General features: G+C 32.5%; 21 protein-coding genes and 1 pseudogene. 15 read left to right on the top strand and 7 right to left on the bottom strand.

Going from position 1 to position 17,763, the window contains the following annotated elements:
- Positions 1–313: 313 nt before the first annotated feature.
- From BN1372_RS07475 to BN1372_RS07450, 6 genes are all read left to right on the top strand, one after another.
- On the top strand, positions 314–1,297 hold the full coding sequence (locus BN1372_RS07475) for a CobW family GTP-binding protein (protein ID WP_062198205.1): 984 nt from the start codon (positions 314–316) through the stop codon (positions 1,295–1,297).
- 82 nt (positions 1,298–1,379) lie between these two features.
- A complete protein-coding gene (locus BN1372_RS07470) occupies positions 1,380–1,586 on the top strand; it encodes a hypothetical protein (RefSeq protein WP_062198204.1) in 207 nt (68 codons plus the stop codon).
- A gap of 141 nt (positions 1,587–1,727) precedes the next feature.
- Positions 1,728–2,228, top strand: coding sequence for a preQ(1) synthase (gene queF / locus BN1372_RS07465; RefSeq protein WP_062198203.1), 501 nt, complete (start codon positions 1,728–1,730; stop codon positions 2,226–2,228).
- Positions 2,229–2,354: 126 nt separating this feature from the next.
- Positions 2,355–2,573 carry an RNA chaperone Hfq gene (locus tag BN1372_RS07460; RefSeq protein WP_062198202.1) on the top strand — a complete coding sequence of 73 codons (219 nt, stop codon included), beginning with the start codon at positions 2,355–2,357 and terminating at the stop codon, positions 2,571–2,573.
- A 63-nt stretch (positions 2,574–2,636) separates the two neighbouring features.
- Positions 2,637–3,098 carry a 2-thiouracil desulfurase family protein gene (locus BN1372_RS07455; protein ID WP_062198201.1) on the top strand — a complete coding sequence of 154 codons (462 nt, stop codon included), beginning with the start codon at positions 2,637–2,639 and terminating at the stop codon, positions 3,096–3,098.
- Positions 3,095–4,021 (top strand): ketopantoate reductase family protein, encoded by a 927-nt coding sequence (locus BN1372_RS07450; protein ID WP_062198200.1) that lies wholly within the window; start codon positions 3,095–3,097, stop codon positions 4,019–4,021. The genes BN1372_RS07455 and BN1372_RS07450 overlap by 4 nt, the downstream gene beginning before the upstream one ends.
- 431 nt (positions 4,022–4,452) lie before the next feature.
- Here the strand turns inward: BN1372_RS07450 and BN1372_RS07445 are convergent, their stop codons facing one another.
- Positions 4,453–4,875 carry a DUF2621 domain-containing protein gene (locus BN1372_RS07445; RefSeq protein WP_062198199.1) on the bottom strand — a complete coding sequence of 141 codons (423 nt, stop codon included), beginning with the start codon at positions 4,873–4,875 and terminating at the stop codon, positions 4,453–4,455.
- Between the two features lie 256 nt (positions 4,876–5,131).
- Here BN1372_RS07445 and BN1372_RS07440 point away from each other — a divergent pair, with 256 nt between their 5' ends.
- On the top strand, positions 5,132–6,895 hold the full coding sequence (locus BN1372_RS07440; protein ID WP_062198198.1) for a DUF2339 domain-containing protein: 1,764 nt from the start codon (positions 5,132–5,134) through the stop codon (positions 6,893–6,895).
- 138 nt (positions 6,896–7,033) lie between these two features.
- On the opposite strand, the gene BN1372_RS07435 is transcribed toward BN1372_RS07440, so the two are convergent.
- From BN1372_RS07435 to phaQ, 4 genes are all read right to left on the bottom strand, one after another.
- A complete protein-coding gene (locus BN1372_RS07435) occupies positions 7,034–7,936 on the bottom strand; it encodes a diaminopimelate dehydrogenase (protein ID WP_062198197.1) in 903 nt (300 codons plus the stop codon).
- Positions 7,937–8,037: 101 nt separating this feature from the next.
- Complete coding sequence (locus tag BN1372_RS07430) at positions 8,038–8,481, bottom strand: MaoC family dehydratase (protein ID WP_062198196.1); 444 nt, start codon at positions 8,479–8,481, stop codon at positions 8,038–8,040.
- Between the two features lie 52 nt (positions 8,482–8,533).
- Positions 8,534–9,094 (bottom strand): hypothetical protein, encoded by a 561-nt coding sequence (locus tag BN1372_RS07425; RefSeq protein ID WP_062198195.1) that lies wholly within the window; start codon positions 9,092–9,094, stop codon positions 8,534–8,536.
- 66 nt (positions 9,095–9,160) lie between these two features.
- Positions 9,161–9,589: a poly-beta-hydroxybutyrate-responsive repressor gene (gene phaQ / locus BN1372_RS07420; RefSeq protein WP_062198194.1), complete on the bottom strand. Its 429-nt coding sequence runs from the start codon at positions 9,587–9,589 to the stop codon at positions 9,161–9,163.
- Between the two features lie 276 nt (positions 9,590–9,865).
- Between phaQ and phaR the strand changes: the two genes are divergently transcribed.
- From phaR to BN1372_RS07395, 5 genes are all read left to right on the top strand, one after another.
- Positions 9,866–10,354: a polyhydroxyalkanoic acid synthase subunit PhaR gene (phaR, locus tag BN1372_RS07415; RefSeq protein ID WP_062198193.1), complete on the top strand. Its 489-nt coding sequence runs from the start codon at positions 9,866–9,868 to the stop codon at positions 10,352–10,354.
- Positions 10,355–10,392: 38 nt separating this feature from the next.
- A complete protein-coding gene (gene phbB, locus BN1372_RS07410) occupies positions 10,393–11,136 on the top strand; it encodes an acetoacetyl-CoA reductase (RefSeq protein WP_062198192.1) in 744 nt (247 codons plus the stop codon).
- A 26-nt stretch (positions 11,137–11,162) separates the two neighbouring features.
- Entirely contained in the window at positions 11,163–12,242 is a 1,080-nt protein-coding gene (gene phaC / locus BN1372_RS07405; RefSeq protein ID WP_074018155.1) for a class III poly(R)-hydroxyalkanoic acid synthase subunit PhaC, read from the top strand.
- 148 nt (positions 12,243–12,390) lie between these two features.
- A complete protein-coding gene (locus BN1372_RS07400) occupies positions 12,391–13,302 on the top strand; it encodes a chemotaxis protein (protein ID WP_062198190.1) in 912 nt (303 codons plus the stop codon).
- A gap of 24 nt (positions 13,303–13,326) precedes the next feature.
- Positions 13,327–14,043 (top strand): hypothetical protein, encoded by a 717-nt coding sequence (locus BN1372_RS07395; RefSeq protein WP_062198189.1) that lies wholly within the window; start codon positions 13,327–13,329, stop codon positions 14,041–14,043.
- An 89-nt stretch (positions 14,044–14,132) separates the two neighbouring features.
- Here the strand turns inward: BN1372_RS07395 and BN1372_RS07390 are convergent, their stop codons facing one another.
- Positions 14,133–14,945, bottom strand: coding sequence for an ATP-binding cassette domain-containing protein (locus BN1372_RS07390; protein WP_062198188.1), 813 nt, complete (start codon positions 14,943–14,945; stop codon positions 14,133–14,135).
- 32 nt (positions 14,946–14,977) lie between these two features.
- On the opposite strand from BN1372_RS07390, the gene BN1372_RS07385 reads away from it, so the two are divergent.
- From BN1372_RS07385 to BN1372_RS07375, 3 genes and pseudogenes are all read left to right on the top strand, one after another.
- Positions 14,978–15,505, top strand: coding sequence for a metal-dependent hydrolase (locus BN1372_RS07385; protein ID WP_062198187.1), 528 nt, complete (start codon positions 14,978–14,980; stop codon positions 15,503–15,505).
- Between the two features lie 117 nt (positions 15,506–15,622).
- Positions 15,623–16,626, top strand: a pseudogene (locus tag BN1372_RS14985) (IS1595 family transposase).
- A gap of 144 nt (positions 16,627–16,770) precedes the next feature.
- Positions 16,771–17,280: a MepB family protein gene (locus BN1372_RS07375; protein ID WP_062198186.1), complete on the top strand. Its 510-nt coding sequence runs from the start codon at positions 16,771–16,773 to the stop codon at positions 17,278–17,280.
- A 118-nt stretch (positions 17,281–17,398) separates the two neighbouring features.
- On the opposite strand, the gene BN1372_RS07370 is transcribed toward BN1372_RS07375, so the two are convergent.
- The gene (locus tag BN1372_RS07370) at positions 17,399–17,647 is read right to left on the bottom strand and encodes a DUF2621 family protein (protein WP_062198185.1); all 249 of its coding nucleotides are present in this window, start codon (positions 17,645–17,647) and stop codon (positions 17,399–17,401) included.
- Between the last annotated feature and the right edge of the window lie 116 nt (positions 17,648–17,763).

Raw genomic sequence — 17,763 nt, 5'->3', positions numbered from 1 at the left:
ATGGGATTAAAATCAAAATCAAGATCGTCACGATGTGTTGTCAAAGTAAGCCCTCCTTTGCATGGTGATATAGCAAATGATAATAAGGTCATCACATAAGTGTAACAAACACTTATGTTACATTTTATCAAAATATAAAAGAAAAATACAGGAAAAATCTTTCTATCCCATATATTTTTTTGCCTTTTTTCAATAAAAAAAGGAATACTAATACGATAGTACAGGTGAAAAAGTCTAGGCAACGTTGTAAGCAAAAAGAGCGATATCAGTACATAAATGTTACAATTGTGTTGGAGTAAAAGGAGTGAAGCAAATGATTCGAAAAATTGAAATTCCAGTTACAATCGTTGCTGGATTTTTAGGTGCTGGGAAAACAACGCTTATGAACCATATTTTAAATGGGGACCACGGTGAAAAAATAGCTGTTATAATGAATGAGTTTGGAAGCGTCTCCATTGACGATCAATTATTAAACAAGACAAAATATGAAACCATTCATACATTGAAAAATGGTTGTATTTGCTGTGTAACACAAAATGAATTAGAAGACGTATTAGCGCAATTAATGATGAAATTTTTAAATGAAGAACTTGTTTTCAATCGATTAGTAGTGGAATTAAGTGGAATGGCTCATCCTTTACAAGTCATTCATACATTTTTTAATGACCAACTCATTCGAGAAACCTACCATATAGATTGTATTGTAACAGTTATAGATGCTATCCATTTTCCCAAACATATTATGTATGAGGAAAATGAAGTGCAAATTGGTTGTGCTGATGTTGTATTAGTGAACAAAGCGAACGAAGTGGAACCAAATATTCTTGAATCTGTTTTTCAGCAATTGCGGGAAAGAAACGCCTTTTGCGAAATGAAAGCTGTTTCATTTTGTGATGTTCCATTTTCAACAATATTTAATCGTTTTACTTTTGATGTTCATCCGACAATGGATTTTGTCTATGAGTCAGTGCCACACCTCCATCATGCAAAAGTGGAATCGATGGTGTTAGAAGAAACAAGACCACTTGATGTTATGAAGGTTCATCACTTTATTAACGATGAACTTCATATGCTAGGTGATAATCTTTTACGTTATAAAGGTATTCTGTCCATTTTTGGAAAAAATAAACGTCTTGTTTTGCAAGGATTGTATCATTTATTTTCTAGTGAGGTAGGAATGGAATGGAAAAAGAAAGAAGAACGCAAAAGTCAACTAGTTTTAATCGGAAAATCATTACCGAAAGAAAGGTTACAACAACAATTTTCTTTATGTGCATCAATAAAGAATGAAGTTTAAAAAAGTGAGAGACGGGTAAAACAAGAAAGACCATTATCTATATGTTGACGATGGATAAGAACAAGAAAGAAGTGAGATATCGATGTTAGTCAAATTTTTCTCGATGAATCAAAAGACTAATGAGTTAGAACCGAGAGACTCTTTTGATTTTAATGAACAAGAGATTAAAGCAATGCTATTAGCAGAAACAGTTTGTTTACCTAACTATTCGTTAGAATATAAAATAAGTGAAGTAAAATTTATTGCAAATGATCGTCCTTCTTATAAAGTTGTCTTAGAACACAAATAACCGAATGATAAGTGAAACAACCCGAAAAAAGTTGGTGGCAAAAATTGTCGTTTGTCATCAACTTTTTTGTCGTTAAACTTTGCAAATTGTCTTTTATTCCATTACGATGTAGGGTAGAAAAAACAAAAGGAGTGACGAAGAATGTCATGTGGTAGAAAAAAAGAAGATTTAAAAGGAGTTTCACTTTTAGGAAGTTCGGGTACAAAATATGCAATGGATTACGACCCTAGCGTTTTAGAGACATTTGAAAATAAACATCCTCAACGTGACTATTTTGTGAAATTTAATTGTCCAGAGTTCACTAGCTTATGTCCTATTACATCGCAACCTGATTTTGCGACTATTTACATAAGTTATATTCCAGATATAAAAATGGTAGAAAGTAAATCATTAAAACTATACTTATTTAGTTTCCGAAATCACGGTGATTTCCATGAAGATTGTATCAATACAATCATGAATGATTTAATCGAACTAATGGATCCGCGGTATATTGAAGTATGGGGGAAATTTACGCCTCGTGGGGGGATTTCCATTGATCCATATGGCAATTATGGTAAACCAAATACAAAATATGAGGAAATGGCAACTTTTCGATTAATGAATCACGATATGTATCCAGAAAATGTCGACAATCGCTAAAAAGCGTTTCGATATAGAAAACAAATTTGTTAAAAATTTATAAAAATATTGGATAATGAATCATGTAAGTGTATAATATTAAAAAAGTTACATAATTTTCTTATGATGTTGTTGGAGGTCTTGTGTATGCAAGATGTGCAGTTTTTAGCGAAACTTAATCAATACCAAAAAAAAATGCAAGATGTGATTATTTATTTGTCAAATGGTAGTAGAATTAGTGGAAAGCTAGTGAAGATTAACAAAATGTTTATATCTATTTCTGTCAGAGAGAATCGTGTTGTTGAAATATTAGCTACATCGATTGTAAAAGTGGTTCCGAAAAAACCAGCTTATTCAATTTTATAAGGAAAATTAAAAATGTACCTGTTTCTCACGGGTACATTTTTTCTTATCAATAAGGAGGATAAAATGATTGTCGTAAGTGCTTGTTTAGCGGGTGAAAAATGTAGATATGACGGAAAGGATAACAAAACCAACCCCATTAATGAATTAGTAGAAAAAAAACAAGCTGTCATCGTTTGTCCAGAAGTTTTAGGGGGATTACCAGTACCCCGAGAACCTGCGGAAATCATAAATGGGACAGCGGACGATGTTTTAGAAGGAAAAGCAAAAGTGATCACGAAACAAGGAAAAGATGTAACAAACGCTTTTTTAAAAGGAGCGCATGAAGCGTTACAGGTAGTAAAAAAAGTTGGTGCAACAAAGGTAATTTTGAAAGAATCAAGCCCATCGTGTGGTAGCAACTTTGTGTATGATGGAACATTTTCCAATTATAAAATTAGTGGTCAAGGCATAACTGCTGCTTTATTACGAAAACATGGAATAGAAGTCATTTCTGAAAAACAAGTAGAAAAGGGGATTGGAATATGAAAATTGTTGTAATTGGTGCAGGGGCAGTTGGTGGATATTATGGTGCTCGGTTAGCAGAAGCGGGAGCAGATGTTACGTTCCTTGTCCGTGCCAATAGATTTAAACAGTTAAAAGAGGAAGGATTGTACATTGAAAGTGTAAATGGGAATACATCTATTTCTGATTTGAAAATGGTGACAGAAGCAGATGAGGTAAAAGAATGTGATCTCGTGATTCTAGCAGTAAAAGGGTATCATCTTGAAGGAACATTCCCTACGTTAGATGAGTTGGTAAAAAGAGGAGCAAAAATTTTACCTTTATTAAATGGATATGAGCATTATCCGATTTTACAAGAGAAGTATGGCAAGGAGAATGTACTAGGTGGTTTATGCTTTATTATTTCTACTTTAAATGAAAAAGGTCATATTTTACATACGACGAAAAATGATCAAATCATTTTTGGTGCGTTACATGAATCTCAACATGAATGGTGTGAAAAATTAAAACAAATAACAACTAAAGCGAATATGACAGATAAATTAGCACAAAATATTTTATTTTATATTTGGAGAAAATACGCGTTTATTGTTCCTTATTCAGCTATGACTACTACATCTAGACGTCCGATTGGAGCAGTTCGTGAAAAAGAAATGGTATTGAGTACCTTTCAAGATGTTGCAATGGAAATGTATCAATTAGCAAAATCATTTGGTGTTCAGTTAGAAGATGATTTTAGGCAAGTGGTGACGGAACAAATTACACGTTTACCATATGAAAGTACATCCAGTATGCATCAAGATTTACGAAAAAACCTCTTTCTAGAAGTAGAACATTTACAAGGTGGTGCTTTGCGCTTAGCAAACCAACAAAATGTCACAATGCCAAAAATAGAAACGTTATATAGTATTTTAAAATTAATAGAAAGTCCAGAGGAGCGTCAATAAAAAACCTTTTCATCGGTGGAGGACGTTCTTCCATCACTACAGTGTTATAGTTGTTACCTAAACATATGGAAGCGGAGAGCATGCTGTAGAATAAAAAATAACTAGCAACGATTTCATTCTGTAATGGGTAGGAGTATGATAGAAAATCCTTTATCCCTTACTAACAAGCAGTATGTCAACCACTTCAAAATGGCAAGGTAGAACCTAAAAAAACAATTAAGTAGCGGATCAAACTGCCCGTATTTAGCTACGAGCGCTAGGGGCACTGTTTTTTTGATAAAAGTGGGATAAGTTGATTTAACCATCAGTGAACGGAAGTGCAAAAGTCCTGCTGATGGAAGATTTCTTTATCGAATCAGCATGTAGCTAACGAACTGAACATTAAAAAGGCGTCTCCTTTACAAAATGAAAGAAGGAGTCGCCAATACTGATTAAAATAAGTGTTTATACGGGGTAAGATCGATAGCCTTTTTTTGTAACGTTTTAATTAAAAATTTATGATCTCTTTTTGGTGTTGCAAGGATATACCCACGGATAATAAGGTCATTTGTAATGGTAGAAGCTTTTTCTTTAAGAGCAATTTCACTAATTTTACCAGCAATTTTTTGTTTGGCTACATCGCGAAATAACTCGGGAACAGGTTGAACCAGTTCATTTAACAATTGTTTTGCTTCAGGTATCCACATTGGTAAAGCTTTTTTAATATAATAATCTTGCCAATCTAGTTCACTCATTCCATCGGCTTTAGGAAGCCTTTTTAAAAATTTTCGAAACATAAAGAAACCACCAATAGACATGAGTACAAACAATACGATGGTCCAAAAAATAATAAAAATAGAAAATCCAGTTGACACGTTTTTCCCTCCGGTTAGTATACTTATCTCTTATCTGTAAGTAGCTAGCATGTATCAAAAACGATGATTAGACATTTCTGTTTGCTTCATAAAGTAAACAATCAGTTGGAGAAGTCTACATATTTTTACATGACAGTTTCCCTCATTTTTTAATCATACTATGAAAACATTTATTTTTAAAGGAATTGATGGGATGAATTACGAATAATACGAATAATAAATAAATGCAATGAAGAAGAAAGGTGGGTAGGATAAATTGAAAGATAATAGAATAGACAAATTAAACAAAAAAGTAGAAAAGCTTGATTTCGCGCAACAGAAAATTTCGTTAGAGTTATTAAAAGTAAAACACGAATTAGAAGCAATAGTAGCGCAGCAGAATCCATCGATATCAGTTCAGGAAGAAGTAGAACAACAAAAGATGAAAAGTGTTTCACATCATCATATGGACAAAACCGAACTATTAGGGGGACATGACCAAAATGTGATAGATAGCAAAAGTCATCCTCGTATTGGAAATTTAAATCCAACAGAGGAAAAACTAGTTTCTGTTTGGTTTGCGAGAATAGGTATTTTATTATTTGTTTTTGGAATTGCTTTTTTTATTAAATATTCATTTGAATTTTTTTCCCCAACAATTCGTGTCTTAATGGGAAGTGCAATTGGACTTTTATTATTTCTTTTAAGTTATGTCATTAGAAAAAAATATGCCACATATAGTCAAGCGTTAATAGGTGGGGGCGGATTAACATTATATTTTTCCATTTTTTCTGGCTATCATTTTTATTCATTATTTTCTAGTACAACTGCTTTTATTTTATTTGTGATTATTTCTGGTGTGATGATTGCATTATCTGTGTCTTATAATGCCCAAGTCATAAGTGTTATTTCTATTATATTTGCTTTCATTGTACCGTTGCTTATTCAAGATACAACAAAAGATGGTACGATTACGATTATCTTTTATTATCTACTATTAGGGATATCCGTTAGTCTTATTAGTATAAAAATGCACTGGTATGCTTATTTGTTAGCAGGGTTTCTTACTCATGGTTTTCTTTCATTAAGTTTATATATGGTTGCAATGGAGCATCATCCCTATGCATTATTGATTTATGCGATTAGTATGTGGGGAATCTATGCTTTCACTTATTGGAAACCACAGGAATATGTTTTTTCTTTTGTCATTAACATTATGAACGTTTGTTTATTTTTATTAATCGTTCCATTTATCATCAGTCAATTTCCATTGGAAAAAATAATACAAGGAATAGTTGTAATGGTTATGGCTGCTATTTTATTTGGATTAAATGTAAAAAGGGAGCAGACAAAACCGGTATTTATTACGTTGGCGTGGATTATCTCTGTTTATCTAATGATTATTCCTTTTTTTTATTATGATTTTTATGCAGCAATCGTATGGAATATCGTTCTCATCATTACATTGTTCTTGATTGCATCTTTGGTGAGTTCGCATTATTTGGTCATAAGTTTCATATTAGGATGTTTGTCATCATTTTTTGCGTTAATAAACTTACCATTTCGTCTTTTTGCTTTTAATAATCTCGGATTAGAAGAATTTATTTTTTTCTTTAATCTACCAACATTAGTCACATTATGCAGTTTATTAGTATTGTTTGCTATTTTATTTTTAAAACGAGAAGTGTTGCATAAACTTGTGCTTTTAATTGGCGGTATTTTCTTTATTATCGAAGGATTATTATTTGTCACATTCCAAATTAATGATCTTTTTGATGATTTTAATACTAGAATGATGGCATTAAGTATTGCTTATGTTATCATTAGTATTCTTTTATGGACGGTTGGAAAACGTAAAAACAAAAAAGAACTTAGAATCACCAGTATCGTTTTGATTATCGGAACAGTATTAAAGGCGGTTTTTGTTGATGCTTCATCATTAGCGTTAGTATATAAAATTATCATCTTCCTTATGCTCGGTCTTGTTTTATTAATTGTTTCGTTTTTAAATCAAAAAAGAAATAATAAGCAGGTAGAGTAAAAACTCCAAATCGTAAAGATTTCTTTATGCGATAGATGTGATTTTTGATAAATTGGTATATAAAAAACAAGAATGTTGTGTTTTTAACATTCTTGTTTTTTTGCTTGTTACAAGTATACGCGATTTTTAGATGATTTTTTATACTAATTTTTGAATAATCTCTTCCTGATTCCCATAAATATAATCAATAATAGGAACTTCAATCATTGTATACGCACCCGGACGTTGTTTTACGACAGCCCGACAAGAAGCAGCTAAAACTTGGGAAGTAAGCGCTGGATTATTAATTCTCATTTCAAATTTTAACAGTTGATTTTGAGTAGTTCCGGAGACACCTTTACGTTCCATCGATACACCGTGGCCACGATCAATTAATTGTTCTACATTATCCACAGCAGTGACATGTGTTTCATCATGTTTAAAATAGTCATCATTTAAAATAGCTTGTTTCACTGTTTCAAAATTAGCTCCATCATTTAATTCCACGTAAACCATACGGCGATGAACACTTGTCCCAAGTGGAATCGTCATAGATAGGGCATTTTTAACACCTTCAATCGCTTTTACCGCAACGGTATGTCCCATACTCATACCAGGACCAAAGTTTGTGTACGTTAATCCAATAGGTGCCATAAATTCCATAATACTACGGATCATAGAATCTGTACCTGGATCCCATCCAGCAGAAATAATAGAAGCAACATTATTTTCTTTTGCTACTTTATCTAATTCACGACGTAAGTGTACGATTTCATTATGAATGTCAAAACTATCTACTGTATGTATTCCAAGAGATAAGCATTCTTTTGCGTACTGTTCTACTAAACGTGTAGGGGTAGATAAAATAGCTACGTCCACATCTTTTAATTCTTGAATAGACGTTACTACAGGGATTTCCCGTAATTCACTAGGTTGTTCATTAGAGATAGAGCGACGAACGACACCGGCAATTTCTAAATCTTCTGCAGCTTGAATTGCGTCTAAAGCATATTTACCAATGTTTCCGTATCCTAAAATGGCTACTCGAATTTTTTTTGTCATAAAAAACAACCTCCTAATTAGTTAAGTGTACTTCATTATAATGAATTTAAAAAACACTCGTCAATAGCAGTATAACAAAAAAACGGAGTAGTTATAGTAAACTACTCCATTTTCATTACAACAGCACTGCCTTCGATTACCTTTTTATTCTCTTCATTAAGAACATTTGTTTCAAGGGTCATGATTTTTTTATCATCACGTTTATCGATTACCTTTACAACGGCAGTGATGGTATCACCAATCCGAACGGGTGCAGTAAATTTTAAATTTTGCGCAAGATAAATCGTATTTGTCCCTGGTAGAGTTGTGCCTAAAATTGTAGAAATAAACCCTGCTGTTAACATTCCATGTGCAATGCGGCCTTTAAAAAGAGACTCTTTTGCAAATTCATCATCTAAATGAATAGGGTTAACATCACCTGTTAATTCAGCAAATGTTACAACATCTTCGTTCGTAACAGTGTGTGTAAGAGTTGCTTCGTCACCGATGTTAATTTCACTATACGACTTTGAAACAACTTCTTTTGCTTTATCGTAAATATTCATGTCATGAGACTCCCCATTCTGTATATTTCTCACCCAACCTAAATGACAAAAATTATTTGTTACTAAGAAAGCTCATTGCATATTCAGTGTTAGCTTGAACCGCATTAGCTATACCTTTTTGTGTTTCTTTTACATGATTAAAGAAATTAGAAGCTAATGTTTCCATTTCATTACGAGTTTTTTCTTGTTGTGAAGTATAACGATTAATCATATCTTGCCATTGTGATTGGAATTGTTCCACATATTCTACAGTTGCTTTATTTGGAGTTAAAGATAATGTTTGAACTTGTTTTGCGATTTCATCTAAACGTTTGTTCCAATTAGCTACTGATTTTCCTACTTGTTCGCCACCAACTTTTGAAATGTTCGTTTCAAGTGCTTGACGCATTTCATCCATCATTTTGCGAAGTTCTTGTTCAACCTTATTGAAGTTTTCTTGTGCTACTTCAATGTTTGATTGTTGTTGAGACACAGCATCAAGCATTAATTTTTCCATTTCTTTTTGAGAAGAAAAAATCATCTTCATTCCATTTACATATCCATCCCACATTGCATCAATAAGGTGTGTGGATGTTTGGTTTAATACTGGATTTTCTTTTTTAACAGTTGCCATTAATAAAAACCTCCTTAGTATTTGTGAAAATATAGTTAAATGCATAAAATGCATTTTCACATAACATTATTTCTTTTCATTTTTGTTCTCTTCATGATTTAATTTTGAATTTGAGGGTAAGAACATACTAGTGTAAATAGAAAAGAATTGATCTAACATAGACTGATACTGCTCAAGTGAAGTTGCCCATGAATCTAAATATTGCTCCCCGGCTTTTGTAATGGAATAGACACGTTTAGCTGGACCACCAGAAGAAGTATCCCATTCAGATTTAATTAGATTATCTTTTTCTAATTGTCTTAGTGTACGGTATACATTTCCTTGATCGATAGAAGAAAAACCAAAATCAATCAATTGTTGAATAAGTTTGTATCCATGTAAGTTCCAGTTACGTAGACTAAGCAATAAAAATGGGACGATAAAATTTTTCGGCGTGCTATTCGTTACAGCTTTCTCACTTTTTTCTTGATCTTTGTTATTTTGATTTGTTGACATTTTTTCACACACCCACCTTGCAAAAGCTCTATATGTGTATTTTACACCTATGGAAAAATAAAAGCAACATCATTTTGATAATTAATCTAAATTTTAACAAAAATATGGTTTAAAACGACTAAATCAAAGGTATATAAATAGTGGTAGAGGAGGGAGGAAAAAAAGTTTTTTGTTTTTAGAAAAAATTAGTCATAAATGAAAATCTACAGCATATAAATAATTATGTGTCACAGCATGATGTGAAAAAACATTTGCAAATGATAAGGAGGATAACGAGTGAGCGATCAAAAAACATTTGACCCATTTACAATGTGGAAAGAATTTTATAATCAATCGGAATCTTATTGGGGGAAGGTTTTAAATGAAACAATGCAAAAAGAAGAATTTGCAGAGTTTATGGGAAATGTATTAAATGCAAACTTATATGTAAAGAAAATGATGAATGAATCTGCAGAGGAATTTTTGAAAAATACGAATATGCCATCGAAACAAGATCTTGCTAATGTAGCAACATTAGTGATTAATGTCGAAGAAAAAGTTGATGAGCTTGAAGAAAGACTAGATAACGAGGGATCGAAAAATGAAGTCGTAGATGTGAAGCGAGAAGTAACTCGTTTAAAAACAGATGTGAAAAATTTAGATAAAAAATTTGAAGCTATCTTGGAAAAACTTGAAGAAATGAATGCAACATTACAAGAAGCTTCGGCAAATCAAAAAGTTCAAACACCTTCAGCTTCAGAACCAACAAAAGGAACTACAAAATAAGAAGTATTGAATTAGGATAAAGTGGGGAGAGTGTTGAGATGGTAGTTTTAGAAAATCGTGTAGCTATTGTAACTGGTGGTTCTCGTGGAATTGGAGAATCCATTTCAAAAGAGCTGGCGAAGTACGGAGTAAAAGTTGTTATTAATTATTATTCGAGTAAAGAAAAAGCAGAACTACTCGTTGAAGAAATTAAAGAACTTGGCAGCGAAGCTATTTGTGTAAAAGCTGATGTTTCAAAAGAAGAGGATGCTAAATTACTAGTAGATGCAGCTATGGAAACATTTGGGCACCTTGACATTTTAGTCAACAATGCTGGTATTACACGAGATCGCACTTTCAAAAAACTAACTGGTGAAGACTGGAGAAAAGTGATTGATGTCAATCTTAATAGTGCTTACAACACTACTAGTTATGCACTTCCACACTTATTAGAATCAGATGCAGGACGAGTTATTAATATTTCATCTATTATTGGACAAGCAGGTGGATATGGTCAGACAAACTATTCTGCAGCTAAAGCAGGTCTTCTCGGATTTACTAAATCACTTGCACTTGAAACGGCGAAAACAAGCCTCACAGTTAATGCTATTTGCCCAGGTTTTATTAATACAGACATGGTTGCGGAAGTACCTGAGAAAGTGTTAGAGCAAATTGTAAACAAAATCCCAGCAAAACGTCTTGGTAAACCGGAAGAAATAGCAAGAGGCGTATTATTTTTATGTCGCGATGGCGAGTACATTACAGGGCAAGAGTTAAACATTAATGGTGGACTTTATATGTAACCATCATTAAAAGAAAGGACGGGAAAATGATGACATCAACACAAAAAATATGGGAAGAAATGGTTCCAACGGAAATTCGTGAATCATACGAACGCTGGATTAAAGCTACACAGGTTTTGACAATTGATGCGCAACCGCAAGTAGGGTTAACACCTAAAGAAATAATTTGGAAAAAAAATAAAATGAAGCTGTATCGTTACATATCTAATGAACCGAAAAAATTTAAAACACCTTTATTAATGATTTATGCATTAATTAATAAACCGTATATTTTAGATTTATCTCCTGGCAATAGTTTTGTTGAATACTTGGTAAATCAAGGATTTGACGTTTATATGATTGATTGGGGAACACCAGGATTAGAAGACCAGCAACTAAAAATTGATGATTATGTGTTAGATTACATTCCTAAAACTGTGAAAAAAGTGCTTAAAACTTCAGGGGCAAAAGATTTATCTATTTTAGGGTATTGCATGGGAGGAACGATGACTTCTATCTACGCTTCCTTACATCCTGAAGTACCGATTAAAAATTTAATTTTTATGACTAGCCCATTTTCTTTTGAAAATGCAGGTTTATACGATCAGATGACTGATGAGCGTTATTTTAACCTTGATGGAGCAGTAGATGTATTAGGAAATATTCCTGGTGATATGATTGATTTTGGAAACAAAATGTTAAGCCCACTTGGAAGTTTCTACGGTCCCTATGTTAATTTGGTTGATAAATCAAATAACGAAAAAATAGTTGAAAAATGGAAACTAATGCAAAAGTGGTTAACAGATGGAATTCCATTTCCAGGAGAAGCTTATCGTCAGTGGATCGGAGAGTTTTACCAAAAAGATAAGTTGATTAAAGGTGAATTTATGATTCGCGGTAAAAAAGTTGATCTTTCCTCTATTACAGCAAATGTGTTGAACATGGCTGCTCAACATGATCAAATTGCACAACCTCATCAAGTTGAGGCGTTAATGGACGTTATTTCAAGCAAAGATAAAACATATAAATTGTTACCTACAGGTCATGTATCTGTGACTTTTGGTAGTAAAGCACGTCAAATTACGTATCCAACAGTTGGGGAATGGTTGGCAGAAAGATCTAAATAGTCAACAGTAAAAAAGAACGGCTGTTCGCAGCTGTTCTTTTTTATTACAGATTATGATATATTTTTAATAGACATTTCACGAAAGTATGATATAAAAAGAATAGAAATAAGATTGATTTTAATATAGGTATAAAGGAGGATATATAATAATGAGTGCAAATGAACAAGGTATTTTACTAGAAACAGGAACAAACGAGTTAGAAATTGTCGTTTTTACGGTCGGTAATGCAACATATGGAATTAACGTAATGAAAGTACGGGAAATTATTAACCCTTTACCAGTAACGAGTGTTCCAAATGTTCATCCACACGTAAGTGGGATTATTCGTTTAAGAGGCGAGGTACTGACGCTCATTGATATGGCAAAAGTTCTGGGAGAAGCTCCATCGGAACGTCCTGAAAATGATAAATATATTGTGGCAGAATTAAATAAGATGAAAGTAGCTTTTCATGTACATAATGTTTCACGCATTTATCGTATTAGTTGGGAACAAATTGAAAAACCATCTAAATTGTATGAAGGTGATGACACATTAACAATCGGTGTTGTAAAAATGGAAGATCAAATGGTATTATTATTAGATTATGAGAAAATTTTAGTAGACATTAATCCTGATTCCGGAATTAATGTAAATCAGTTGAAAGTATTAGGATCACGCGAACGTTCAATGAAAAAGATTTTTGTAGCAGATGATTCTGCCATGTTAAGAGAATTAATTCGAACGACGTTAAATGAAGCTGGTTATGAAAATATTGATTTCTTTGATAACGGTCAAATGTTGTGGAATCGATTAGAAGAATTAGAAGAAGAACATGGAGAAGACATAACAAAAGAAGTTCAACTAGTGATAACAGACATTGAAATGCCTCAAATGGATGGCCATCATTTAACACGTTTAATTAAAGAAAATGAAACATTAACTAAAATTCCAGTTATTATTTTTTCTTCTTTAATTTCTCCTGATTTACGACATAAAGGAGAAGAAGTTGGGGCAAATGGACAAGTAACAAAACCTGAAATTGTAAAATTAGTTCAAATCATTGATTCACTGATTTTATAAGCTAATCATTAGGGGGCTGGCAAGATGAGAAAAAAAATAAAACAAGAGTGGCTGCCTCTTTATGTGATGTGGGGGTTTATCACATTATTTCTGTTGATTCTTTTTTATAAAATTTTTGTTACACCATTTGAAATTGACTTTACCATTTTGATCACTTTCTTACTGGCCTTATTTTCGATGGCATTTATGTTTTTTATGTACATTCGAATTCAAGCAATGATGGAGGAACTGAGACAGTTAGTAAATAACCAGATGACATCCACTTCTAGTACAAGTATAGAACCTATTAGAGAGAAAGAATTAGAAAATAAAATATTACTTGAAGAACAAACTATTCGTTTGAAAGAAGAAGAACAAACGATGTTATTGTCAAAGATTACGCAACAAATAGACACGTTATCGGATGATGAAAAAGAACAGTATGTAAAACGAATTCAAGAAATTAATGAAGAAGTGGTACAAAGTAAATTTCAAATTGCAACTTGGAAAGAAAAATGGACAAATTCACTTGCGCTATGGTTTCCATCGATTGAACGGAATAAACAGTTAAAAGATATTGTATGGAAACTAAATATTCCAAATGATGCATCCTTTCAAATGATGAATGATCGGTTATCAGCCATGTATCCACGATTATCTAAACTGGAGCAAGAAATTTTACGTGATGCAGAATATATCGATCAAAATTATCAATTAACAAGAGTAGGATATCGTGAAATACAAAAAGTACTAAGCAAATAAACCGACCATATGGGGTCGGTTTATTTATGTTATGACATTGACGTATGAAAAATAATGTTGTAAAGTAAATAAGAACGTGCGTTCCAATCTTATTGGCCAAGTATCGTTACTTTATGTATTTCAAGATTGCAATGTAAAATCGGAATACCTACCATTTTTTTTAATAATTCGACTAATTCCCTGTGCCAAGAAGTTATATCATCCATTAAGTTCTGGAGTAAACGGATAGTGCAGTGTAATTGAATGTTAATCACATAAAATCCATTTCGTTTTATCGTTACAGATAAAACTTCTTGAACAAAAGGTGTTGGACGACTAAAATGCAAAATATAATCGCGAATGACTTGATTCTCAATTGTAATCCGATCTCGATGAAAACTAGGATGGACGATTGTTTGTTTTCCAATATTTCCTTTTTTAGGGGAGAAAATAGTCATCACTTTTGTTAGTAATTGTGTATAAAAATGTTCATCAATTTGTGTAGATGATATTGGAATCGTATGAAAACCTTCTACAGAACGAGAAAATTTTGCAGCTGCAATTTCTTCCTCTGATAATACAGAATCAATAGTAAATATTTTTTGGATACCAGGCAATTTCAATGCTTCTACAATTCGTTTGATCATTTTTTCGGAAGTTCCTAAAATTAATAATCGAGTAATAGGATATTGACGTAAAGCGTTGATTACCTCTTTTTGATGATCTTCATAAAAAAAGATTGCTCGTTTGACAGCAGCAAGTTTTGTTTTTTCGTATTTTGCAGAAGTACCCGCAATTTTTTTTCCATTAATAATTAATAAACCATCATCAATAATAGCGGGAATATGGTACTTTTTTGCAATATTTTTAGCGACTGTACTTTTTCCAGTTCCGCTTGGCCCAATGAGTGCAAATATATACATGTATAACCTCCATTATAAAGTGTGGTGAATTTATGGTAGCAACAACACATCAAATTTTTGGTTTTTTATTTGGATTGATTACGATTTCCATTTTTAATTTTATTGGATTGATACCTACATATTTTTGGGAAACAATTTTATTTTTTTTGTTTGTTTTGTTTGGGAGTCTTTTACCAGACTTTGATAATCCTAAATCAAAATTAGGAAGAAAAATTCCTTTTTTATCGTATCCGATGTATTGGTTGTTTGGTCATCGTACGTTTACTCATTCTCTTCTATTCGTTATCATAACATGGATGGTAACAAAAATCATGGTAGTTTTATGCGGGGCTAATGAACTTTATGCATGGGCGATAGCAAGTGGAGTTCTTTCTCACATCATAGGCGATATGGTAACTAAAAAAGGGGTTCCTCTTTTTTATCCTATAAAAAAAAATATTCGATTTTTTATGACATTTAAAACAGGAGGGACAGTTGAGAAATTAGTAGCTGCTTTTCTTGTTATTATCAACATTTATCTTTTTATTTCATACATAAAAAAAGGATGGATACACATATAAAAGCCAAGAAACATATTCACTTGGCTTTTTGTGTTTGGCTCTGTTAAAGTTAGTTGTTGAAAATTCATTATCAGGAACGAATGTTCTATAGTTAAACTAACTACAATAGGGTTGGTGATGATTGTGAGAGAGACGGAAATTCTTAAAGCCATTCAAAAACTAAATCCAGCAGAGAAACACCGATTGCGAGAATATTTAATTGATGCTCTAACTGCATCAATCTCAACTGGAACCGTTCTTCACGAAATTTCGGAACGTAAAAATAAAAATGGGTATCAATGTCCAGACTGCGAATCTGAACATATTGTTCGCTTTGCTAAATAAACAACAATCGTTGATGGCGATGAAGTTAAAAAGCAACGTTTTCGCTGTAAGGCTTGTAAAAAGCCATTTACTGACTTCACAAATACAGTTCTTTATCGAACACGTCACCATAACCAGTGGATTAAATTTGTTGAATGTATGAGGTTACTTTCTCTGTAAGTCTGCTGATTTAATTGGAAACATTACTCACATCACGCTATTTTATTGGAGACATAAACTTTTGTCTTCTTTGAAACAAATTGAAATTTCTAATTTTGAAGGTATCGTTGAAATGGACGAGACCTATTTCCTGTACTCAGAAAAGGGACAGAAGAAAATTAAAGATAGAAAGCCTCGTAAATGTGGTGGTTCCTCAAAGAAACGAGGAATTAGCAATGAACAAGTATGTGTATTGGTTGCGAGAGACCGAGACAAAACTACTTTCTCGGAAATATTAGGTATGGCAGATTAACGAAAACTCAATTAGATAAAGCCATTGGACATAAGCTCTCAAATAAAAATGTATTATGTACAGATTCTTGGCGTGCATTTAAAACGTATACTATTGAAAAGGGAATGGATATTTATCAATTCAAATAAGATGGTAAGGTTCGTACTAAAGGAATTTACCACATTCAGAACGTTAATAATTACCACAGAAGACTAAAATGGTGGATATAACGATTTAACGGTGTTGCGACTAATATGTAAACAATTATCTTGCTTGGTTCCAAGTATTAGAAAGTATACAACATCAAAGAAATGAAATTACGATGAACGACTTGAATATTAGAGGAAATTTAATACAAAATATGTAAATTTATAATATGCTTAGATTAACTAAATTCGCCTTATAAACACTGATGCTTATCATACGAACGAGGCAGGTTAATGCAGAAGCAATGATTAACCGACGTTCAACAATCAGAGCCAGATTGTTGAATTTTAAGGAGGGTGGAATAATGGATGATTTTTATACAGCACTAAATTATGTAAATAAAATGATTTACGAGACTATTGAATTAACTGTGGAGTCTGTTCAAGAAGAAAAACAAAATTCTAAGTATGGTGCTGGTACATTTAAATTATCTTCTAAAACAGTTCGATTCAGAGTTGCGAATATAACTCCCACCAAAGTAGGTCAGTTTGTTGCATTTTGGGAAAAGGACGAAAATAATAAAAATCAACCTTATTTATATGAGGAAGCCCCTGATTTATTAGTTATAACAACCTTTAAAAATGAAAATGAGTTTGGTCAATTTATTTTCCCAAAAGAAGTTCTTTTAAAACAGAACATTCTTAGGTCTACTTCAACAAAGGGAAAAATGGCAATAAGAGTTTATCCTAACTGGGATAGTCCAAGTAGTAAACAAGCGATGAAAACTCAAGAATGGCAGTTACCTTATTTTGTTGATATGTGTAATCCAACTAAATTACCTTTAGAAAAAATACAAGAACTGTATTCTTTTTAACCCTCTCCAATCAGGTGTTTTAGTTGAATAAGACATTATCGAAAATTAGAACCTCCAATATCTGGAGGTTCTAATTTTTCATCTTATATCAACATTGAAATGTAACAGATCTTTGTGTTTAAAATAAGTCATCGTATTTTGAAAAGTCAACTTTTTTTGCCGTTAATACTTTCTTAACGCGCTCTCTATCCTTTTCTGGTGACGCTAGTATGTATCCATGAACAACATTATCAACAGTCACTTCATCACCTTCTGCAACTTCTACAATCCTTTTTTCAATTCCTCGTTTAGCCATTGGACGTGCAAAAACAGGAATTGGGCTTAATAATTCTTCAAATAAGTCTTTCGCTTCTTGACTCCATTCCATTACGATCATCCTTTCCTTTTTATTTTGTCTTCCTTATTATAACGAATATTATCACATTCGTTAAGATAATGATAAAGGAATCTTTTCTTCTTCTTTTTTATAGGAATAAAGGCTAC

This window comes from Massilibacterium senegalense (assembly GCF_001375675.1).
Classification (GTDB): domain Bacteria; phylum Bacillota; class Bacilli; order Bacillales; family Massilibacteriaceae; genus Massilibacterium; species Massilibacterium senegalense.
The sequence above is the reverse complement of the archived record's forward strand: the minus strand, read 5'-3'. Positions and strand labels throughout refer to the sequence as shown.